The organism is Bradyrhizobium ingae (genome assembly GCF_055791185.1).
This window is the reverse complement of sequence record NZ_JBVUBB010000037.1, coordinates 61,509-81,571: the sequence shown is the minus strand read 5'-3', so window position 1 is coordinate 81,571 and position 20,063 is coordinate 61,509. Positions and strand designations below refer to the sequence as shown.

General features: G+C 63.5%; 19 protein-coding genes. 13 read left to right on the top strand and 6 right to left on the bottom strand.

Annotated features, from left to right (window positions below; genetic code table 11):
• A partial coding sequence (locus tag ACV1FX_RS34535; RefSeq protein ID WP_473122008.1) for a chemotaxis protein CheA occupies window positions 1-1,723 on the bottom strand: 1,723 nt, incomplete at its 3' end.
• 966 nt (window positions 1,724-2,689) lie between these two features.
• Between ACV1FX_RS34535 and ACV1FX_RS34530 the strand changes: the two genes are divergently transcribed.
• The 4 genes from ACV1FX_RS34530 (at window position 2,690) to ACV1FX_RS34515 (ending at window position 4,883) form a co-directional block, all read left to right on the top strand.
• Entirely contained in the window at window positions 2,690-3,160 is a 471-nt protein-coding gene (locus tag ACV1FX_RS34530) for a Crp/Fnr family transcriptional regulator (protein ID WP_473122007.1), read from the top strand.
• A gap of 207 nt (window positions 3,161-3,367) precedes the next feature.
• Window positions 3,368-4,075 carry a Crp/Fnr family transcriptional regulator gene (locus ACV1FX_RS34525; RefSeq protein WP_473122006.1) on the top strand — a complete coding sequence of 236 codons (708 nt, stop codon included), beginning with the start codon at window positions 3,368-3,370 and terminating at the stop codon, window positions 4,073-4,075.
• A gap of 72 nt (window positions 4,076-4,147) precedes the next feature.
• Window positions 4,148-4,522, top strand: a complete 375-nt coding sequence (locus ACV1FX_RS34520) for an Hpt domain-containing protein (protein WP_473122005.1) — start codon at window positions 4,148-4,150, stop codon at window positions 4,520-4,522.
• A 112-nt stretch (window positions 4,523-4,634) separates the two neighbouring features.
• The gene (locus tag ACV1FX_RS34515; RefSeq protein ID WP_473122004.1) at window positions 4,635-4,883 is read left to right on the top strand and encodes a hypothetical protein; all 249 of its coding nucleotides are present in this window, start codon (window positions 4,635-4,637) and stop codon (window positions 4,881-4,883) included.
• Between the two features lie 19 nt (window positions 4,884-4,902).
• On the opposite strand, the gene ACV1FX_RS34510 is transcribed toward ACV1FX_RS34515, so the two are convergent.
• Entirely contained in the window at window positions 4,903-5,517 is a 615-nt protein-coding gene (locus tag ACV1FX_RS34510) for a LuxR C-terminal-related transcriptional regulator (protein WP_473122003.1), read from the bottom strand.
• A 340-nt stretch (window positions 5,518-5,857) separates the two neighbouring features.
• Between ACV1FX_RS34510 and ACV1FX_RS34505 the strand changes: the two genes are divergently transcribed.
• From ACV1FX_RS34505 to ACV1FX_RS34490, 4 genes are all read left to right on the top strand, one after another.
• Window positions 5,858-7,021: a hypothetical protein gene (locus tag ACV1FX_RS34505; protein WP_473122002.1), complete on the top strand. Its 1,164-nt coding sequence runs from the start codon at window positions 5,858-5,860 to the stop codon at window positions 7,019-7,021.
• A gap of 341 nt (window positions 7,022-7,362) precedes the next feature.
• Window positions 7,363-8,694, top strand: a complete 1,332-nt coding sequence (locus ACV1FX_RS34500; RefSeq protein WP_473122001.1) for an MFS transporter — start codon at window positions 7,363-7,365, stop codon at window positions 8,692-8,694.
• 49 nt (window positions 8,695-8,743) lie between these two features.
• Window positions 8,744-9,169 carry a hypothetical protein gene (locus ACV1FX_RS34495; protein ID WP_473122000.1) on the top strand — a complete coding sequence of 142 codons (426 nt, stop codon included), beginning with the start codon at window positions 8,744-8,746 and terminating at the stop codon, window positions 9,167-9,169.
• 286 nt (window positions 9,170-9,455) lie between these two features.
• On the top strand, window positions 9,456-10,670 hold the full coding sequence (locus ACV1FX_RS34490) for an EAL domain-containing response regulator (protein ID WP_473121999.1): 1,215 nt from the start codon (window positions 9,456-9,458) through the stop codon (window positions 10,668-10,670).
• A 376-nt stretch (window positions 10,671-11,046) separates the two neighbouring features.
• On the opposite strand, the gene ACV1FX_RS34485 is transcribed toward ACV1FX_RS34490, so the two are convergent.
• The 3 genes from ACV1FX_RS34485 to ACV1FX_RS34475 form a co-directional block, all read right to left on the bottom strand.
• Entirely contained in the window at window positions 11,047-11,418 is a 372-nt protein-coding gene (locus ACV1FX_RS34485) for a hypothetical protein (RefSeq protein ID WP_473121998.1), read from the bottom strand.
• A gap of 72 nt (window positions 11,419-11,490) precedes the next feature.
• A complete protein-coding gene (locus ACV1FX_RS34480) occupies window positions 11,491-12,930 on the bottom strand; it encodes a DUF1254 domain-containing protein (RefSeq protein ID WP_473121997.1) in 1,440 nt (479 codons plus the stop codon).
• A 428-nt stretch (window positions 12,931-13,358) separates the two neighbouring features.
• Window positions 13,359-14,219 carry a DMT family transporter gene (locus ACV1FX_RS34475; RefSeq protein ID WP_473121996.1) on the bottom strand — a complete coding sequence of 287 codons (861 nt, stop codon included), beginning with the start codon at window positions 14,217-14,219 and terminating at the stop codon, window positions 13,359-13,361.
• Between the two features lie 159 nt (window positions 14,220-14,378).
• Between ACV1FX_RS34475 and ACV1FX_RS34470 the strand changes: the two genes are divergently transcribed.
• The 5 genes from ACV1FX_RS34470 to ACV1FX_RS34450 all read left to right on the top strand — a co-directional run bounded on the left by ACV1FX_RS34470 (window position 14,379) and on the right by ACV1FX_RS34450 (window position 19,090).
• Complete coding sequence (locus ACV1FX_RS34470) at window positions 14,379-15,746, top strand: aminotransferase-like domain-containing protein (protein WP_473122012.1); 1,368 nt, start codon at window positions 14,379-14,381, stop codon at window positions 15,744-15,746.
• A gap of 172 nt (window positions 15,747-15,918) precedes the next feature.
• On the top strand, window positions 15,919-16,599 hold the full coding sequence (locus ACV1FX_RS34465; protein WP_473121995.1) for a hypothetical protein: 681 nt from the start codon (window positions 15,919-15,921) through the stop codon (window positions 16,597-16,599).
• 109 nt (window positions 16,600-16,708) lie between these two features.
• Entirely contained in the window at window positions 16,709-17,101 is a 393-nt protein-coding gene (locus ACV1FX_RS34460) for a VOC family protein (RefSeq protein ID WP_473121994.1), read from the top strand.
• Window positions 17,102-17,177: 76 nt separating this feature from the next.
• Window positions 17,178-18,200, top strand: a complete 1,023-nt coding sequence (locus ACV1FX_RS34455) for an LLM class flavin-dependent oxidoreductase (protein WP_473121993.1) — start codon at window positions 17,178-17,180, stop codon at window positions 18,198-18,200.
• A gap of 56 nt (window positions 18,201-18,256) precedes the next feature.
• Window positions 18,257-19,090, top strand: a complete 834-nt coding sequence (locus tag ACV1FX_RS34450; protein WP_473121992.1) for a PhzF family phenazine biosynthesis protein — start codon at window positions 18,257-18,259, stop codon at window positions 19,088-19,090.
• 126 nt (window positions 19,091-19,216) lie between these two features.
• Here the strand turns inward: ACV1FX_RS34450 and ACV1FX_RS34445 are convergent, their stop codons facing one another.
• Window positions 19,217-19,621 carry a hypothetical protein gene (locus ACV1FX_RS34445; RefSeq protein ID WP_473121991.1) on the bottom strand — a complete coding sequence of 135 codons (405 nt, stop codon included), beginning with the start codon at window positions 19,619-19,621 and terminating at the stop codon, window positions 19,217-19,219.
• Window positions 19,622-20,063: the final 442 nt, after the last annotated feature.

Genomic DNA, 20,063 nt, shown 5'->3' with positions numbered 1-20,063 from the left:
AGGTCTGGCTGCCGACCTGGGTGACCACGATAAAACCGTTCTCGGGATCGGAGGCCGCGCCGTCGTCGATCTTCAAAAGCTTCTTGAGGTGGATCAGCGGCAGCAGCTTGTTGCGCAGCCGCAGCACTGCGGTGTCCTTGATACGCTCGATGCGGTGCTCGCTGTTGGCGCGGGCTCGCACCAGCTCGACCACAGACAGCTGCGGGATCGCGAAGCGGTCGCCGCCGGCCTCCACGATCAAGGCGGAGACGATGGCGAGCGTCAGCGGGATCTTGATGGTGACGGAGGAGCCTTCGCCGGCGACGCTCTTGATGTCGATGGTGCCGCCGATCTGGTCGATATTGGTGCGCACCACGTCCATGCCGACGCCGCGCCCCGAGACCGAGGTGATGGCGGCCGCGGTCGAGAAGCCCGGCGCGAAGATGAACTTGTGGATCTGGGCTTCGCTCATCTTCTCCAGCTCAGCCTCGGTGACGAGGTTGCTCGAGAGCGCCTTGGCCTTGATCTTCTCGGTGTTGAGGCCACGGCCGTTGTCGGCGATGCAGATGATGATGTGGCCGCCCTCGTGATAGGCGGACAGGCGGATGGTGCCCTGCTCGCCCTTGCCGCTCGCCAGCCGCTCGGCCGGGGTTTCCAGGCCGTGGTCGGCGGAGTTGCGCACCATGTGGGTGAGCGGGTCCTTGATGAGGTCGAGCACCTGGCGGTCGAGCTCGGTGTCGGCGCCGTGCATCTCCAGCTCGATCTGCTTGCCGAGTTCGCTCGACAGGTCGCGGACGATGCGCGGCAGCTTCTGCCAGGCATTGCCGATCGGCTGCATGCGCGTCTTCATGACGCCTTCCTGCAGCTCGGCGGTGACGTTGGAGAGGCGCTGCAGCGGCACCTTGAACTCGGTGTCCTCGTTGCGGCGGGAGATCTCCAGCAGCTGGTTGCGGGTCAGCACCAGCTCGGAGACCATGGTCATCAGGTGCTCCAGCGTATCCACGTTGACGCGGATCGACTGGTTGGCGACGCGGTCGCCTTCGGTGAGGCTCTCGTCCGCCATCGATTTCTTGGGCGCGGGTTTGGCCTCCTTGGCCTTCGCCTCCTTGGCGGCCTCCTTCGCAACCGGCGCGGCGGCCGGTGCGGGCGCTGCGGCAGGCGCAGCCGCCGGCGCGGGCACTTCGATCGCGGTCTCGCGGAAGGCGCGCTCGAGCTCGTCGAGCGAGACCTCGCCCGGACGCAGCGGCCGCTCCAGCGTCTGCTCGATCAGCGTGCCCTGGGTCATCTCCTGGGCCGGTGCGGCCGGGGCCTCCGGCGCGAGCGGCGGCGCGTCGGCGACGGGCGCACTACCGGCAGCCATGGCCGCCATGCCCTGCTCGACCATCGCTTCCAGCTTGTCGATGAGGTCGCGGTCGGTGCCCTCGGGCTCGGCCTCGGTCGCCTCCAGCCCGGCCAGAATCTCCTTGATGCGGTCGATCGACGACAGGATCACCGTCACCGCCTCGGCGGTCACCGGCATGCCGTCGCGGAATTTGCCCATCAGCGTCTCGCCGGCATGCGCCAGCGCTTCGAGCCGCGGCAATCCCAGAAAGCCGCAGGTGCCCTTGATGGTGTGAACGAGGCGGAAGATGTTATCCAGGATCTTGGCGTTGTTCGGCTCCTGCTCGAACTTCACCAGCTGATTGTCCACGGTGTCCAGGCTCTCGCTGGTCTCCGTCAAAAACTCCCGCAACAGATCATCCATGGACTACGCCTTACTAACCTGGACTTCGCTGCCGGCTGTCCGGCCTTGATCGCAACACGATCGGCACCTTTGCCAAGCGGAGGGTGTTTGGTGGCGACGCCTGAGCCGCTCTTCCCAACATCGACGCAGTGCCCTCCTCTCAATCGTTAGACATCGCATTTCACGGCCGCGTTAATTTCGACCTCCGTGCTAATACGGATATTGAAGACAACTTTGTCATTTGGCGCTGCGCCCGGCGCTATCAGGCAAAATCGGCCGCAGGAGTCGCAGCGATGACGCAAATGGTCGACGTGCCCGGTGTCGCGTAACGCCCCGCAAAAGAAGGCCTCGGCGGTGAAGGCGCTATGCCGAGTGAATCAGATCATCCGCATCCGTCTTCGCGCGGAAGGCCGGCGATTGCGGTCTCCAGGCGCAACACCCGCGACGGGCATTCGAGGTAAACAGACCCTTACCCCATGAGCACACCGGACGAGGGTACGCTAACCCAACCGCGCGCCCGCGAGGGCTCTGCCGGCGTGGTTCGGGCAGGATCGGGCATGCCTGCTCTACCGCCTGCGGATCAGCAAACGATGCGCGCGCTATCGTTTCCGTCGCAACTGCTGCGAGGCGCCCGCCTTCCAACGTGTATATAGACTAATATACAACTTATATTGTATTGTGGACCAGCCGTGCAACAGCGCCACGACACGCTCGCAGCGTGACAACGAACCGCAGCGCCGGACTGGTTTCGCATGATCGCAAGCGGTCGCCCGCCCAATCAGTTGCTGAGGATGCTCGATTCAGCGGACTTCGCGCTGCTCGAGCCCCACTTCGCGACCGTCGAGCTGGCCAGGGAGATGTCCCTGGGCGTGGACGGAGCTCCACCGAAGCAGGTCTACTTCCCACTTCGCGGCGCGGTTTCGGTGACGGTCAATCTCGCAGAGGGACAGACGATCGAGGTGGCGATGCTGGGCCGCGACAGCGTCATTGGCAGCGGCGCCGCGCTGGCCGGCTGGGCCGCGCCAGCGGACACCGTTGTTTCCAGGCACGGCGGTGAGCCTGGATTGCACCAGGTTTCGCGGCGTCGCCGACAGAAGTCCGAACTTCCGCCATCTGATGATCCGGCACGAACAGGCTCTGCTGGCCCACGCGCAACAATCGGTGCTCTGCAACACGCTACATCCGGTCGAAGCGCGCCTTGCGCGCTGGCTGCTGCGCGCCCGCGACCTCTGCGACAGCGCGACCGTACCTCTGACGCAGGAGTTGCTGGCGCAGATGATCGGCGTCCGACGCAACGCAATCTCGCTGGTCGCGCATTCGTTGCAGCGGGCCGGCACCATCCGCTACAGCCGCGGCCAGATCGAGATCACGGACTGCCGCGCGTTGGAGACAACATGCTGTGCGTGTTACCGCGCGGTGAAGAATGTCTATGAACGGCTGCGGCTATCCGCTCCCTGAGCCGGCAGGCTGCGTCATGGTGACGCTACATCATGTGCATGCCGACGTGCACACGCGCCATTCACGCCCCTCGAAACGCGGCTCCAGGACGTCATATGTCCAATTGCCAACATATCCCGGAAGGCACATGATGCGCCCCATAAACCCGTGCGAGGATTGGCGAATGCGCGTCAGCGCGTCGTCGGCTGGGAGAGACGGGAGGCAGTAATGGAAACGATGGTGCGTCCATCCAATGGTTTCCTGTCTGCACTGTCGGCGGACGATTACGAGCTGATCCGCCCGCACTTACGCATCACCGATCTGCCCCATGACGCCGTGCTGGTCGAGGCGGGCGAAACGCTCAAGCGTGCCTACTTCCCGCATCGCGGCGTGATCTCGCTGGTCGTGGAACTCGCCAAGGGCGAGCATGTGCAGGTCGCCATGATCGGCCGCGACAGCCTGCTTGGAACATTGTCGGCGATGGGCGATGCGAGCGCGCTGAACAGCGCGGTGGTGCTCATCGGCGGCACGGCCTCGGTGATGGAGATCGACCGGTTGCGCGCGGCCGCAGACCAGAGTTCCTCCTTGCGGACCCTGCTGGCGCGCCACGGCCTTGCGGTCTATGCGCAGGTCCAGCAGACCGCCGGCTGCAATGCCGCCCATCCCGTGGAATCGCGGCTGTCCCGGTGCCTGTTGCAGATCCACGACCTGTCGGGCGACGTCAGGCTGCTGCTGACCCAGGAAAACCTGGCGCAGATGATCGGCGCACGGCGCAACAGCGTCTCGCTGGTCGCCAACACGCTGCAACAAGCCAATTTCATCCACTACAGCCGCGGCCACATCCAGATCAACAATCTCGACGGGCTGCGCCAGACCGCCTGCGAATGCTATGCGACGGTGAAGGCTCAGTATGACCAGCTGCTTGGGCAGCGATGATCCGGAAGGCCGGCTGCCGTCACCAGGCACGAAATTTACACGGCGTAGACATTCGGCCGCTAGAACCTGATCATGCATGAAACTGCCGCCCCGCTGTCCGCCGAATCCTGGGGCACCGCCGAACCGGTACGGGATCCCGGTGCGTTCCAGGCGCTGGTGCGCGAGATCGGAGAGGACGGGGCCGGCGAGGTCCGCGCCGTGTTCTGGAGCGAGACCGATGCCCGACTGAAGCTGTTCGGCGATCTCGCCCTCGCGCAGCAGTGCGCCCGGATCGAACGTGAGGCGCATTCACTGAAGAGTACGGCGCGCACCTTCGGCTATCAGCGGCTCGCGGCGCTCGCCCAGCAACTCGAACGAGACGCGGCCGCGCTCGATGACGCCGCCTACCGCAAGCTGCTGGACGCGATGGCGAAAGCCTACGCCGCGGCCCGCGCGGCGGACGCCTGATCCCTCGTGCAAAATCCCGCCGTACTTCTACGGCGTGGGATTTTCACACATGGCTAATCAACCCTTGGCTAATCATAGGTGGCGATAGTCGCGCGAGACCAGGAGGGTTTCCATGTTCACCTATGAAACCGCGGACCAGAAGGAAGTCCGCCGCTTCCGTATCGCTCAGTTCAACGGCCGCATGGCGACGGTGAAGTCGGGCGAGGACACGGTGACCGGCTTCGTGCGCTCCGTGCTGGAACAGGAATCGAGCATCCCGCCGCGCTGGACCATCACGATCATCCCGAGCGCGGCGAAGGACGAGATGAAGCCGCTGCGTCCAAGTTCACGCGCGCGCCCCTTCGCCGACGACTATTACTGAGACGACACGGCCGCCCGCCTCAATCGATCGACTGCAGCAGCGCCGCGCGGACCAGATCCGCGGTGTTGCGCGCACCGAGCTTGCGCATGGCCTCCGCGCGATGGCTCTCGAAGGTACGCGGGCTGATCTGCATTCGCAGCGCGCCCTGCTTGTTCGAATAGCCTTCGCTGATCAGCCCCAGCACCTCGCGTTCGCGCCTGGTCAACCGCTTCGAACCATGCGGGCCGGAGAGCTCGCTGCCGGCCGGGCGCAAGGCGAGCGGCGCGGGTCCCGTCTTCACCTCGGCGTCGTCGATCCCTGACACGCCATTCTGCGACGCGCCGCCGAGCTGCTTGACCAGCGTGCAGACGCGCTCGGTCTGCGCCAGAGCATTCTCGACCACGCGCTGCAGATAGGCCCGATCGGCGGAGACCGGGGAAAGCTGATCGCTGTGATGCTTGATCTCGCCCATATAGAGAAGAAGGGCAGTCAGGGGACCGTTGAGCTCGCGGGCGATCGCACTGGCGGTCTCCTCGGAAGCCTTGGCACGGGCGGCGTTCAACCGGGCGAGTTCGAGCTCTTCGTGCGGTGAAGTGCTGCTTTCGTACCAAGCCGACGATCGCGAATCAGCGATCGGATCATTCTGTTGCCCCATGTGATTCGTTTAGCGGAACCCGGGGCGAATCGTGGTTAACTTTGTGTTCCGTAAGACTACGGTGATTTTGCGTGTTTCGTGCTAAATCCCCGACGATAACGCAAGCTTTGCTTGTAGAAACAAGCGCATTGTCACGCATAGGTTGCAGATTCTGCCTAAGTTTCAGGCATCCCCTGAAAACCCTTCTTAACGCCAGAATGACCACCGGATGGCGGCGCCGTACGACTTTACCGATTAATTAACAGTGACTTGCTTCTCTGAGCACAGTTGAGAGCGCGCAAATGCCTCTCCGCGACGAACCAGTAACAAGTTCGGGAAAAGTTGCGGAAACTTGCGTGCCATGAGCCAGGTCGAACAGCTCTGGGAATTCTTGCAGAGGCTGACGCCGCTATCGCGGAGCTGTCTGCTCAGCGAGCTTGAGCGGCTGGAGCTGTGCGGCATCGACATGCCGGGCTCGCCCGACATTCAGGCGAAGCTGCGCGCCGAATTCCGCAAGGACGGTTCGAGCCAGGCGCGCGCCACCAGTCCGTCGCGCTCCTTCTTCGCTCCGCTCGAGCTGCTCTTGATGGACGGCGCGCCCGAGCACGCCAATATGGGCCGGATCTCGCGCAACACCTTGACGCCGATCTGGGAGTGGATCTGCCGGGACCTGCTCCCGACCATGGCGCGCGACTACACCAAGGCGATCAACGATCAGGTCGCCGCCAATAACCCGAAGGACGTGCTGAAGACCGCGACCGCGTTCCAGATCAAGGTCATCAAGGTGCTCGAGAACACGCTCGCCTCGCCCGACGGCACCGAGCTCGCTCGCGCCAAGCTCGCGCAATACACCGCCTCGCGCTTTGCCTTCGACGATGTAACCAAGATGCTGCAGGTGCTGCGCGCGAGCGCCGCGCTGGCGAAGTTCAACGAGAAGCTGCCCGAAAAGATCTCGAAGTTCGACGATGGCCAGGTGGCGCAGATCGCCACGCGCCTCGACGCCTTCAGGAAGGCCAATCCCGAGGCGCTGCCCTTCGCGCTGGCGCTGGTGGCACGGCGGCTGAAGACGCCCTGGCAGCTGATCCGCCTTGCCACCAGGTCCGCACCGACAAAAACTGCAGCCGATATCGCCGCCACACCCTATGCCATCACGGTTCCCATGGTGCTCGACCAGCTCGACGACAGGCGCCTCGCGCTTCGGGTCGCGCTCAAGCACAACCGGGTGCTGATCGCACGCGACCTGCTCGCCGAAATCTATGACACCGAATATGCGCTCAAGGTCCGCATCGACGAGATCGAGTCGTCCGAGTGGGGCATCCGCCTGCAACAATTGATGGACGCGATCGCTGGGCTCGTCGCCGCCGAGGTCAGCCGATTCCCCGCCAATGTCGGCCACATCCTCGGCTCGCGCCGCCTGCGCAACCACGACTCGTTCGCGGGCAAGCTGACATATCTGGCCTGGAAGGGGCGGGATGCCGTGCAGGACGGTGCGGCAGCGCTCCGGAAGCTGATCGGGCAGAGCTGAGCTCGCGGCTAGTTCCGCGGCACGCGCGGCAGGCTCAGGAAACGATCGAGAAATCGTCCTGACAGCACGAACCAGAACCACCACGTCATCATACGCCGCATAGTCATCGCTGCGATCCTCACGCAGCCCATCACCACATGGTGGGATTCATAGCGCAGGCGCGGCAAGACGCATGTGAACTGCTTCACAGTCGCCCGTCCAAAGGACCGGGTTCCCCAAAAGTCGAACCCGCCGGACGCGATCCTCTTGGAACCGTGTTGCAGGCCAGGAGGTTTTTTCGACGAAACAACCCCATGCACAGTAGGGGCTCGGGGGGCGCCGTTGCACGAAAGGCTCCCGCCATGTCCATCTCCCATGTCGACCCGATTTCACTGACCGACAGCGAGCACCAGCTTCAGCTGCGCCGCGCTGTGATCGCCTCCACCATCGGCACCGCGATCGAGTGGTACGATTTCTTCCTCTACTCGACCGTCACCGGCCTCGTTTTCGCAAAACTGTTCTTTCCGCACTCCGACCCGTGGGTCGGCACGCTCGAGGCGTTCGCGATCTACGCCGTCGGCTTCGCCGCCCGGCCCGTCGGCGCCGCCATCTTCGGCCATTACGGCGACCGCATCGGCCGCAAATCGACGCTGATCGCGACGCTGCTCCTGATGGGGCTCGCCACTTTCGCGGTGGCGCTGGTCCCGACCTATGAGAGCATCGGAATCTGGGGCGCGGTCATCCTGACCGTGCTGCGCTTCGTCCAGGGCATCGGCGTTGGCGGCGAATGGGGCGGCTCGGTGCTGATGTCGATGGAATGGGCGCGCAACGATCACTCGCGCGGCCTCGTCGCCTCCTGGCCGCAATTCGGCGTGCCCTGCGGACTGTTCCTGGCAAACCTCGCCGTGCTCGCCTTCAGCCAGATGTCCGGCGAGCAGTTCCTGTCATGGGGCTGGCGCGTGCCCTTTGCGCTGAGTCTCATCCTAGTCGGCGTCGGCCTCTACATCCGGCTCGGCATTCTGGAGACGCCGGTGTTTTCGAGACTCGTTGCAGAACGAAAAGTCGAGCGCACGCCGATGCTGCAAGTGATCAAGGAGCATCCGAAGGAGATCTTGCTGTCGGCCTTTGCCCGCATGGCCGAGCAGGCGCCGTTCTACATCTTCACCGCCTTCATCTTTGCCTACGGCATCAAGACGCTGAACGTGTCGCGCGACTTCCTGCTCACCGCGGTGCTCTGCGCCTCGGTGCTGTCCTTTGTCTCGATCCCGCTGTTCGGCCATCTGTCCGACCGCATCGGGCGCAAGAACATGTACATGATCGGCGCGGCTGCGACCGGCGTGTTCGGCTTCATCTATTTCCGTATGCTCGACACCGGATCGGAGCCGATCATCTTCCTCGCCATCATCCTGTCACTGATCCCGCATGACATGATGTACGGCCCGCAGGCCGCGCTGATCGCCGAAAGTTTTACTGGACGCCTGCGCTACAGCGGTGCCTCGCTCGGCTACCAGCTCGCCTCCGTCATCGCCGGCGGACCGGCGCCGCTGATCGCGGCCTGGCTGTTCGGCACCTTCCAGTCGGCAACCGCGGTCGCCGCCTATGTCGCGCTGTGCGCCGTGATCAGCCTGATCGCGACCGCGGCAATGAGCGACTACACTGGCAAGAACATCTCGGGCGAATATAGGGTGGGCTGACGCCCGCCCCTCGTCCGGGGTGGCAAGCGGGAAGGAAAGGACCTCGCAAATGAGATCTGTAAAAGCGACGTTGACCATGGCCGCATTGCTGGCCGGCGCATTGGCGATCAAGTCCGCGGCCATTGCGCAGACCGCGCCGCCGCCGGGCAATGCCACGCCGACTGCCGACAATGCAGTCATGCTCACGGTGTTCTTCAAGCACGATCAGTCGCGCCCGTTGCACGAGCTGAATGCGCAGCTCGAGAGCCAAGGCTACTACAAATCCTTCCCACCAGCGGGTGTCGAGGTGGTGAGCTGGTACGTGATGATGGGCATCGGCCAGGTGATCACGCTGCGTCTGCCGGCCTCGCGGCTGCGCGAGGTCAACCGCATCATCGAGGACAGCGCGTGGGGACCGTACCGGACCGAATTCTATCCGACCTATGACTACAAGGCGGTTGGCATGGCGCAGCACGACAAGGCCGCCAGCAACTGATTACCGGCGTTATCCTATGAGGCGACATCGCGCGCGGTGTCGCCTCTTCGCTGGGTCAGGTGAGTTGCCGCTTCGCGCGCGAGGCATCGCGGATATCGCAACGATTGCAGCACCGCGCGCGCGAGAGGGGCGCGGGTGTGAAGTCTTCTTCAACAGTATCCGTAAAATTTTACATATGATGAGGGCTTTAACGTTACCCAAATAATTCAACAATGAAGCTGAAGCTCTCCATATTTGAAGCCGCACCCGCCGTTATGAAGCTGTCACGGAACGGGAGTGGTGTGCGATGGACGAGGGGCTGGGCGAGCTCACTGGACGGAAAACTGTAACCTTCGGACGACGGAAGGTGACGCCGCGCGCCTGCGTGGCCGACGGCAAGCGGCACCTGCGTGCCTTCATGAGCGAGGTGCTGGAGGATCTCGGCTTCGTCACCAGCGAATGCGGCAACGCCGACGAGCTGCGCGGCGTGCTCGCCACGGAGGTGCCCGACCTGATCCTGCTCGGCATTGCGGTCGACGGCATCGAGCCCGGACGTTTTCTGGAGATCCTGGTGCGCGAGGAATTCGGCGGCAAGGTCCTGGCCGTCGGTGCGCGCGAGTCGATCATCGTGAAGGCGGTGCAGCAGGTCGGCGAGGAATACGGCCTCGCCATGCTGCCGCCGCTGACGACGCCCTTTGCCGCCGAGACGCTACGCGACCGCATCGCGATGCTGCTGCCGGATGAGCCGGCGCCGAGCCCCGCCGTGCATGTCGGCGAAGCCTTGCATGCAGGCTGGCTCGAGCTCTGGTACCAGCCGAAGATCGATGCGCGCACGCTGATCCGCTGCGGCGCCGAGGCCTTGGTGCGAATGCGGCATCCGACCTGGGGCGTCGTGCCGCCGGCCTATTTCATCCCCGAGGAGCACGATCCGCACTTTCGCGAACTGTCGGAGTTCGTGATCGAACGCGCGCTGCATGACTGGCACTATCTCGTGGAGCGGCAGAGCCCGGTCGATCTCTCGATCAACCTGCCGGCCTCGTTCCTGCGCGAGCCACACGCCGTGCGCGATCTCTGCCGGCGCATGCCCGCGCATCCCGCCTTCGGCGGGCTGACGATCGAGATCGAGAGCTCCGAGGTGATCGCCGATCTCGACCTGCTGCTCGACGTCGCATCCGAGGTGCGCTTTCACAACATCGGACTCGCCATCGACAATGTCGGCACCAACTGGCCGGAGCTGATGGGGCTCGACCGGTTTCCCTTCGTCAAGCTCAAGGCCGACCGCCACTTCGTCACCGGCAGCAGCAACGATGCGTTGAAGCGCAACGTGTGCCGCCACATCGTCGAGCTCGCCAGGGATTACGGCGCGCGCAGCGTCGCCGAAGGCATCGAAACCCGCGCCGATCTCGTCGCCGCCAACGAGATCGGCTTCGATCTCGTGCAGGGCTATCTGTTCGGTAAGCCGATGCCGCTGAAGAAGTTTGCCAGAAGCGCGCTGACGCGGACGGTGATGGGACAGGGGTGAGGGCGGCGGTCTCACGCAGACCGCCGCACAGACACCACCTCCGAGGGACCGATCGCTCGCCTAGCGACAGACCCACACGCCATTGACCAGCACGCGGGCGCAGGTTGGCGCCGCCACGGCGGCGGCTCCAACGGCCGCTGCACCGACGGCCGCTCCACCGACCACGGCTCGGCGCGTCGTTCGACGCGCAACGCCGGCGACGCTCGCTGGCGTCGCTGGCCGCCCGACGCGGGCCTGTGCGCTCTGAATCGAGAATGAAAGACCATCTTCTTCTGACCACTGCACAGAGCTTATCGCTGCGCAGACGATAACGGCACCAGCCAACCACAGTTTAGTTGGGTATTGCATGACAGCCTCCTTTGTTGGTTCGATAGATCTACTTCGCGTCTCGCTTCTTGCTTGCTCGCTTTAGCGGGGCTCCGGAGGGCGGGCTCGCAGGTTCGCCTTCCTGAATACAAGTGAGGAGATCAACATAGCTCTGACTGTCGGCGATTGACGTCGCCTCCTTTTCGCAGCGATCACGAACAGGACCGGCACTTGCCGACCAAAGAACAACGAGCTGCTGCTGAGCCTTGGTCTCATCGCTCATGCAGTCTTCAAAACTCTGCCCCAAAGCGATTCCGTTTGCTTTGTCATCGGCCACTGTCGCCTTGCACAGCACCTCGACATTGAGATGGGGGACACGATCGGAAACGGGCGTCACCATTTGGCCTCCGAGCAGTGCCGCCGACAACAGCGCGATCTTCATCTCGACCTCCCTTGGGTCCGACTAAACCTTGACCTGCTCCTTCCATTGCGCCCGCTCGCCGGCTCCTTGCGATCAGCTACCCGCAATCTTCCTGACGGCAGGCGGAGACCAGCTGCCGTTGATAATCGAAGGCGGTTTCTCGTTCGGCCAATACATCCGCAGCATCAGAATGAACTTGCCGGCGGGTGCAGGCAGCCAGTTCGACTCCTTGTCCGCTCCAGGCGAATCCTTCTGGACATAGAGATCGATCGTTCCATCCGGATTGGACTTCAGGTTCTGACGGGCGCTGATTGAATATCGGTTGATCGGATTGGCGACGAAGAAGTAGTTCTCGTCGTACATGGTCAGCGACCAGAAGCCGCCGACGGGCGGAAGCTGTCCCTTCGGAAAACGCATCACATACTTGTTGCTGCCGACGTAATCCTTGCCATCAGTGTCCTTTTGCGACGTCGGATAGCATGCATCCTGGATGCGATTGGCGCCGAGCCCGATGGCCGTGACGAGGGCACGGTTGAGATAGTCGGTGCCGTAGACGCCCGTCTGCGAGTCAAATGCCCAGCCGTTAGTGTTCCTGATGGCCTTGTTGACCTTGAACTGGATCATGATGCGGTCGAACGCGACCTGCGGGATACGCTTCGCAAATGCCGCATCGAGCTTGCCGGCATCAAAATCCTTGCCCGGAACGAGGCCGATCTTCGCGAATTTGGCGACCTCAGCGGCGTCGGCGGCCGCCGGCGGATTCCGCTTCATGAGTTGTGCCAGAAGGCTGAAATAGGCAGCGGCGTCCATGCGGTTGACCTGATCGCGCACCGCAGTCTTCATGTCGATCGACGGATCGACCTCGCCCGGTGGAGGCGTGTAAGGCTTCCCATATGCACTCAGCGGGACGAGCTTGAACTCATCCTGGGCGGCATGCACCGCCGCATAGTCCTCGGCGGTGCCGGTACAGTAGATGCGACCCAATATCCAGACGATGCTGGTGGGCGACTTATACTCCTTCACGCCCGCAGGGAGCGTGCCGCTCCAGCCGGGCCCGGTAATCGCATAGGTCTGTGCTTTGGTACCTGTCGTACGTTTGCCCGGGACCTGAAACACGTTTGTCCAGCCATCGAGCATTGGGAACAGGAAATAGCGATCCTTCATGTCAGGGATACTGAGGACCCACGGCTCATTGCCCACGTCGATCCACGCCGTGGTGTAGAGCGTATCGGCGTTCGGTGCCGTCACATCCTTGAAGCTTGCATCGGGATACGACCGCAGCTTGACGAACTGCCCCATGGGCCCGCGCGTCCCCTCGACGGAGGCCATATTGGTCATGACCCGTCGCGTTATCTCCATTGTCACGAGCGGATAACCGAAGACGTAGGCATCGGTGGCAAGCCAGAAGTCTTCGCCACCTTCCACCGCATTCAGCAGCGGGCCGTCATAGTCCGCACGGCTCGATGAGAGTGAAAGTGCAGAGAGCGCAGTCCCCAGCGTGGCGGACAGGAGATTTCGACGAGTAATGTTCATGACGCCACTCCCAAACCTGCTCTGATCTCGTAACTTCGATCGACTATGGACAGGCCAGCAATGATGGGCGGATTTCTCTTCGGTCGAGCGGGAATTCCGATCACCGACCCAGCTGCGAAACGTGAAAGTCGGCACTGGCTATGCGGATGCTGTTACCGTCATTGCGAAATAGGGCATGCGATTCATCAAGGAGATAACTCTCCCGATGCAATGAGACCCAGACTGCCGGAGCGAGCGTTGATCCAGATCAACGCTCGTGATCACACGGCAACGGCATCGGATGTAGTGGCACCGAGACGCGCTATCGCGAGCATGCCGAGATTCGAGAACGGGAATGGTGAGGCGTCGTCATCGATGGCGGCTTCACGTTGGGCGGGCCGCGTCTATGAGAGGCACTGCGGCTCCCTAGGCTCATTTCGCGTGCTCGCTCACGCAAACCGCCGCGCAAACGCGACACAGACGACGACGAGCGCGGTGGCGGCGATCATGCTCCACGCCACCGGCTCGTGCAGGACGAGACCCGCCAGCGCGAGGCCCATGAAGGGCTGGAGCTGTTGCAACTGACCGACGCTGGCGGTGCCGCCGAGCGCGAGGCCGCGGTACCAGAACACGAAGCCGACGAACATGCTGAAGACGGAGACGTAGGCAAGGCCGATCCAGGCCGGGGCGCCGATGCCGTCCCATGTTGGCGGCAAGGACAGGATCGCGACCGGCAGCATCAGCGGCAGTGCGAGGATCAGCGCCCATGAGATGACCTGCCAGCCGCCGAGCCGGCGCGATAGCGTCGCGCCTTCGGCGTAGCCGAGGCCGCAGAGCAGGATCGCGGCGACCATCAGAAGATCGCCGGTCAGCGAGCCCGCGCCACCACCCGACAGCGCAAAACCCGCAACCGTCGCGCTGCCGAGGGTCGAGAACAGCCAGAACGGCAATCGCGGCCGCTCGCCGCCGCGCAGCACGGCGAAGATTGCGGTCGCAAGCGGCAACAGGCCGATCAAAACGATCGAATGCGCCGAGGTGACGTGCTGGAGCGCCAAGGCGGTCAGCAGCGGGAAGCCGACCACGACGCCGAGCGAGACGATGGCGAGCGAGGCAAGGTCTTTTCGCGCAGGTCTTTGCTGCTGAAGCAGGGCAAGCAGCGCAGTCCCCAGCAGCGCTGCGATCACCGCGCGCGCGGAGGTCAGGAAGGTTGCGGAGAAGCCGCCGACCGCGACGCGCGTTGCCGGCAGCGAGCCGCTGAATATGACCACGCCCAGGAGACCGTTACCCCATCCGTTGCCGGCCGATTGCATGATGCCTCGCTTTCACGTAGTCGACCCTGGCCTTTCGACGGTGGCGAAACCAGCAACAATCCCATACAATCTGGTCAAACTGTATCGATATGGAAGCCCATACACTTGGACGATCTGACGCAAACCAGAGGCCGCGGCGGGGCGCGCACCACCGATGTGATGGACGCCATCCGCACCAAGGTCGCGAGCCGCGCGCTTGTCCCCGGCGATCGCCTGCCCTCGATCCGCAAGCTGGCCGCGAGCATGAGCGTTTCGCCCTCCACCGTGGTCGAAGCCTATGATCGCCTCGCAGCTGAGGGATTGATCCGCGCGCGGCGCGGCTCCGGCTTCTATGTCTCCGCGACGACGATGCCACCGCTCGCACTCGCCGATGTCGAGACACGCCGCGACCGCGCCGTGGACCCGTTCTGGGTGTCACGGCAGTCGCTCGATGCAGGTTCATCAACGCTCAAGCCCGGCTGTGGCTGGCTGCCGGCGGGCTGGATGCCGGAGGCGGCGTTGCGCCGCGCGTTTCGCGCGCTCGCGCGGAGCGATGAGAGCGTGCTCGCTGACTATGGCTCTACGCGCGGCTCGCTCGCATTGCGCCGGTACTTGCTGGCCCGCCTTGCCGAGGACGGCATCGGAGCCTCGATCGACCAACTCCTGCTCACGGGTTCGGGCACGCAAGCCACCGACCTCGTCTGCCGCTTCCTGCTGCGGCCCGGCGACACGGTGCTGGTCGACGATCCCTGCTATTTCAATTTTCGCGCGCTGCTGCGCGCGCATCAGGTGAAGATCCTCGGTGTGCCCTACACGCCGTCGGGTCCGGACGTCGCGCGCTTCGAGGCGATCCTCGCCGCGGAGCGGCCGCGCCTCTACATCACCAATTCCGCGCTACATAACCCGACCGGCGCAACGCTGTCGCTGCAAACCGCGCACCGCATCTTGAGCATCGCCGCTGCACATGATCTGGCGATCATCGAGGACGATATCTTCGCCGATTTCGAATCGGAGCGGTCGCCGCGCCTTGCCGCCCTTGACGGCCTCGCCAACGTCATCCGCATCGGCAGCTTCTCCAAGACGCTCTCCGCCTCGCTACGCTGCGGCTATATCGCAGCAAAGCCCGACTGGATCGAGCATCTCGTCGACCTCCAGGTCGCAACCAGCTTTGGCGGCCCGAGCCCGGTTGCGACCGAAGTGATCGCGAAGGTGCTTGCGGGCGGCAGCTATCGCAAGCACATGGACGAGCTCAGGCAAAAGCTCGTACGCAGCCGGCGCGACGTGGCGCGCAAGCTCGGGGCGCTGGGCCTCGAGCCCTGGCTGATGCCGCGCGGCGGATTTTTTCTCTGGTGCCGCCTGCCCGATGGACTGGATTCGACGGAAGTCGCGCGCGCGGCGCTTGCCGAAGACGTCGTGCTAGCGCCAGGGAATGTCTTCAGCGTGTCGCAGACGGCCGCAAGCTTTCTGCGATTCAACGTTGCGCAGTCGATGGAACCACGGGTCTGGGACGTGATGCGGCGGGCGTTGGACGTGCAAACACGTCAGTAGGACTCGCCGATATTGACGCAGCCTTCCCTCGAAAACAGGTTGCTCGAAAATTGACTTGCAACCTATGCTGCGTTCCACGGCAGGCCCTCAATTTGCTCGCTTCCCGCGCGTCGGCGATCCCTTCGGACTCGAAAGGATCGATGCCGAGCCGTAAATCGCAGGAGGTTCGACAATGCCCTATGGAGTCATTCGCGTATTGGTAACGGTTCTGTCGACGGGCGCGCTGGTGGCGCTCGTCAATCAAATCTTCCTTCTGCCGAAGACGATAGCTGAAGCAAGAAAGCTCAATGCAGAAACGCGTCAGATCCTGAAAGATTCCGACCTGGACGAGGCTGCGAAGGCGCGGGATCCGCGATTGCCCAATGGATGGTTCGCTTTCGGCGATTCGTTCTCCGACTATGACATGGGCGCTGATGGTCAAACGCAGTATCGCGGCAAGGCGAGCGGCTACATCAAATCGCGCAGGCCGCCGCGCGGATTTGGCAGCCTGACGCAACTCATCAAGTCGGACAAATATCGCGGCGTGCGCCTCCAGATGACGGCCTATGTGAGAACCACGACCGTCGACGGCTGGGCCGGCCTCTGGATGCGCGTCGATGGCACCGAGGGAACGATGACGATCGACAACATGCAGGACAGGCCGATCCGCGCCACCACCGGCTGGACGAAATACGCCATCGTTCTGGATATTGCCAAAAACAGCAGGAACATCGCATTCGGCGTCCTGCTGGATGGCACTGGACAGGCCTGGATCGCCGATATCGAGTTCAAGGTCGTCGGCAAGGACGTTCCGGTGACCGACGCATCGCCCAACTATCCGGACGAACCGATCAACCTCGACTTCAAGATGTGAGGGTTGCGCTCTGTCGCGATCGTGAACCCTTATGTTCGGCTGCGTCGCGATTGCGCCAGAATCGTCTCGCGATCATTGGCCTATCGAGCGTTCCGCAAGGAGCAATCGCGTGCCGGCTCACGCACTCACCGCCATCCTGCCCTGCAACGATCTTGAAGCCTCGCAGCGCTTCTACGAGCGCCTTGGTTTCATGCGCCTGGATGGCGGCGAGCCGACGGAGGGCGATGACAGCTATCGCATTCTCGGCGACCGAAAAGGCGGACATCTCCACCTGACCAAGGCTGTCGACGGATGGCTGATCCCGGGACGCAATCCTTTTGGGCTCTACCTCTATACGGAGGAGGTCGACGCCCTGGCGCGCGAGTTCGCCGCCGAACTGATCGACAAGCACGGCCCTGAACACAAGCCGTGGGGAATGTATGAGTTCGCGCTGTCCGACCCCGACGAGACGCTGGTCCGGATCGGCTGGCCATCGCGGCTCATGCCGCCGCAGCAAGCCTGAATTTGCCCGGCCACGACATCTTTGGCGCGTTGTCCGCATTGACGATCGCAAAGCAATCCGGCCATAGACTGGCAGCATGAAGAAGATCGGCTTTCTCTCGTTCGGGCACTGGACGCCCTCGCCGCAATCGCAGACCCGCTCTGCCGCGGATACGTTGTTGCAATCCATCGAGCTTGCGGTCGCTGCCGAGGAGCTGGGCGCGGACGGCGCCTATTTCCGCGTCCATCATTTCGCGCGCCAGCTTGCCTCGCCCTTTCCGCTTCTGGCGGCGGTCGGCGCGCGAACCAGCCGCATCGAGATCGGCACGGCCGTGATCGACATGCGCTACGAGAATCCGCTCTATATGGTGGAGGACGCAGGCAGCGCCGATCTGATCGCCGGCGGGCGGCTTCAGCTCGGCATCAGCCGCGGCTCGCCGGAGCAGGTGATCGATGGCTGGCGCTACTTCGGCTATCAGCCGGCCGAAGGCGTTAGCGATGCCGACATGGGCCGGCGTCACGCCGAGGTCTTCCTCGACCTCCTGCGCGGCGAAGGCTTTGCAAGGCCCAATCCGCAGCCGATGTTTCCCAACCCGCCCGGCCTGCTGCGCATCGAGCCCCATTCGGAAGGCCTGCGCGAGCGGATCTGGTGGGGCGCCGGCTCGAACGCCACCGCCGTCTGGGCCGCAAGGCTCGGCATGAACCTGCAAAGCTCGACGCTGAAGAACGACGAGACGGGCGAAGCCTTCCATGTCCAGCAGGCCGCCCAGATCCGCGCCTACCGCGCCGCCTGGAAGGAGGCCGGCCATGTCAGAGAGCCGCGCGTGTCCGTCAGCCGCAGCATCTTCGCGCTGATGGATGATCGCGACCGCGCCTATTTCGGGCGCGGCGGTGAATCCGAGGACCAGATCGGATTCATCGACCCGCAAACCCGCGCGATCTTCGGCCGCAGCTATGCCGCCGAGCCGGACGCCCTGATCGAGCAGCTCCGCAACGACGAGGCCATCACGGAGGCCGACACGCTGCTGCTGACCATCCCCAACCAACTGGGCGTCGCCTACTGCGCACACGCGATCGAAGCGATTTTGAAGCACGTCGCGCCCGCGCTCGGGTGGCGGTGAGGCGTCACCCTCTCTACGAAACGAACCCCATCGAGCGTATGGCGGAGAGCATCGACATGGACGTGCAACGGCTTGCGGCATTCACGCGTGACGATCAGGGCGGCAATCCTGCCGGCGTGGTGATCTCTGACATGCTGCCGGACGCAGACGACATGCAGAGGCTGGCCGCAGAGGTCGGCTATTCCGAGACGGTCTTTGCGGCACCGAGTGCGAAGGGCTATCGCGTCCGCTATTTCGCTCCGGAGGCGGAAGTGCCATTTTGCGGCCATGCGACGATCGCGCTGGGCGCGGCCCTCGCTCAGCGGGGTGAAAGCGGGCCGATCACGCTTGAACTGAACGAGGGCACCGCGATCGTCGAGGGTTTTCGAACCGAGCGTGGCCTCAGCGCGGCTCTTCAATCGGCGCCCACGCGCAATCAGCCTGCGCCGCCGCAGCTACTCGATCGGTCGCTCGAGCTTTTTGCGCTGTCGCAGAGCGACCTCGACGATCGCTTCCCACCGGCAATCATCGAAGCCGGCGCGCGTCACCTGTTGCTCGCGATGCGCGACCGTCAGCGCCTTGCCGCGATGAAATATGAGATGCAGGCCGGCGCCGAATTGATGCGCGACTGGCGCCTGACGACGATAAGCCTGATCCAGGCGGAGAGTCCGTCCCGCTACCACGCGCGCAATCCGTTCGCGGCCGGCGGCGTTTACGAGGATCCCGCCACGGGAGCCGCGGCCGCAGCGCTTGTCGCCTATCTCCACGATCTCGGCATTGCCGGCGCAAGCAGCATCGAAGTGGTGCAAGGCGATGACATGGGCGTCCCTTGCCTGCTGCATGCGGATGCACCAACCGAGGCCGGCGGGAGCGCCCGTGTTCACGGGACAGTCCGCCTCCTGGCTGACTGAGCCCGGACGTGATGGCATCACCACGCGTCTGGCCGGTCGTCGAGCCAGCCGACGCGATCGAGAGGGCTCGGCTAGGGGTACATGACGGGGATGGCGGGCCGCGACCGACGATGATGAGCACTATGTCTACGCTACAGCCCTATGAAGCCCTCGACGCACGATGATCCGCTCGTCTTCTTCGAGATACTCGAACTCGTCGTTGCACTCGCAGTGAACCAACCAGCGATCCACAATCTGGCCCTTCACCTCCCGTTCACAAACGAGAACTCGTCCCTCCTTTAAGCCCGTAAGTAGGTTGAGATAGTCGAGTTCGACATAATTGCCGCGCGCATCCGCGAACATCAGATTATCGTGCGTGTGCCAGGGCGTGCCGAGAAAGCCGATGAGGCAATCATCCTCTCGTTCGGCGTTCTCAAAGCACAGTACTGCGTCCCGGCCGAGATCGACCTCCACACAACAATCAGTGTCCGCACGCACTATCAAGCCAATTTCGCGACACAACTGGTTAACCAGATCAAGATCGTAGCGCATGGTCGGGGAAGCTATCCTAGATGATTACCGGCTTAGGCAGGACTGCACCCACGTTGGCGCATTGCTTCTTCGCGGGAACGTCTCGCCGCGAAGCCGTCCTCAGTCTTCGCGAAATCTGTGAACCCAAGTTCCGACAGCTCGGCACAGATCTCTGCGGTGAGGCAGGCGCCTCGGCCGAGATTTCACTGTCGAGGCGGAATCCGGTGATTCCCGTGAGGTGATTTGTAATCCGGGTCAACGATGACGAGGACCGATTCTGCGCTGGCGTTGAGGTTGCTCATGGCGCCGACTCTCGCAGGAATGGTGTCGCAATTCCAGTACACCGGCGCGCTTATGGCCGCACCAGTGTCCGCTCTTTTGGCTCTTCTCAGGACGGCAAGGTAAAAGCGCGGCCGTCGGCCCGGGCGTATGTGGTTGGGTCTATTGAGATTCTTGAGCACCC

What these genes read in the sequence shown, in the direction of transcription:
- ACV1FX_RS34500 (WP_473122001.1), top strand. Translation starts at nt 7,363, where the DNA reads ATGTCCATCTCCCATGTCGACCCGATTTCACTGACCGACAGCGAGCAC.
- ACV1FX_RS34450 (WP_473121992.1), top strand. Translation starts at nt 18,257, where the DNA reads ATGGACGTGCAACGGCTTGCGGCATTCACGCGTGACGATCAGGGCGGC.
- ACV1FX_RS34490 (WP_473121999.1), top strand. Translation starts at nt 9,456, where the DNA reads ATGGACGAGGGGCTGGGCGAGCTCACTGGACGGAAAACTGTAACCTTC.
- ACV1FX_RS34505 (WP_473122002.1), top strand. Translation starts at nt 5,858, where the DNA reads ATGAGCCAGGTCGAACAGCTCTGGGAATTCTTGCAGAGGCTGACGCCG.
- ACV1FX_RS34520 (WP_473122005.1), top strand. Translation starts at nt 4,148, where the DNA reads ATGCATGAAACTGCCGCCCCGCTGTCCGCCGAATCCTGGGGCACCGCC.
- ACV1FX_RS34495 (WP_473122000.1), top strand. Translation starts at nt 8,744, where the DNA reads ATGAGATCTGTAAAAGCGACGTTGACCATGGCCGCATTGCTGGCCGGC.
- ACV1FX_RS34510 (WP_473122003.1), bottom strand. Translation starts at nt 5,517, where the DNA reads ATGGGGCAACAGAATGATCCGATCGCTGATTCGCGATCGTCGGCTTGG.
- ACV1FX_RS34445 (WP_473121991.1), bottom strand. Translation starts at nt 19,621, where the DNA reads ATGCGCTACGATCTTGATCTGGTTAACCAGTTGTGTCGCGAAATTGGC.
- ACV1FX_RS34515 (WP_473122004.1), top strand. Translation starts at nt 4,635, where the DNA reads ATGTTCACCTATGAAACCGCGGACCAGAAGGAAGTCCGCCGCTTCCGT.
- ACV1FX_RS34485 (WP_473121998.1), bottom strand. Translation starts at nt 11,418, where the DNA reads ATGAAGATCGCGCTGTTGTCGGCGGCACTGCTCGGAGGCCAAATGGTG.
- ACV1FX_RS34475 (WP_473121996.1), bottom strand. Translation starts at nt 14,219, where the DNA reads ATGCAATCGGCCGGCAACGGATGGGGTAACGGTCTCCTGGGCGTGGTC.
- ACV1FX_RS34465 (WP_473121995.1), top strand. Translation starts at nt 15,919, where the DNA reads ATGCCCTATGGAGTCATTCGCGTATTGGTAACGGTTCTGTCGACGGGC.
- ACV1FX_RS34525 (WP_473122006.1), top strand. Translation starts at nt 3,368, where the DNA reads ATGGAAACGATGGTGCGTCCATCCAATGGTTTCCTGTCTGCACTGTCG.
- ACV1FX_RS34470 (WP_473122012.1), top strand. Translation starts at nt 14,379, where the DNA reads ATGGACGCCATCCGCACCAAGGTCGCGAGCCGCGCGCTTGTCCCCGGC.
- ACV1FX_RS34480 (WP_473121997.1), bottom strand. Translation starts at nt 12,930, where the DNA reads ATGAACATTACTCGTCGAAATCTCCTGTCCGCCACGCTGGGGACTGCG.
- ACV1FX_RS34455 (WP_473121993.1), top strand. Translation starts at nt 17,178, where the DNA reads ATGAAGAAGATCGGCTTTCTCTCGTTCGGGCACTGGACGCCCTCGCCG.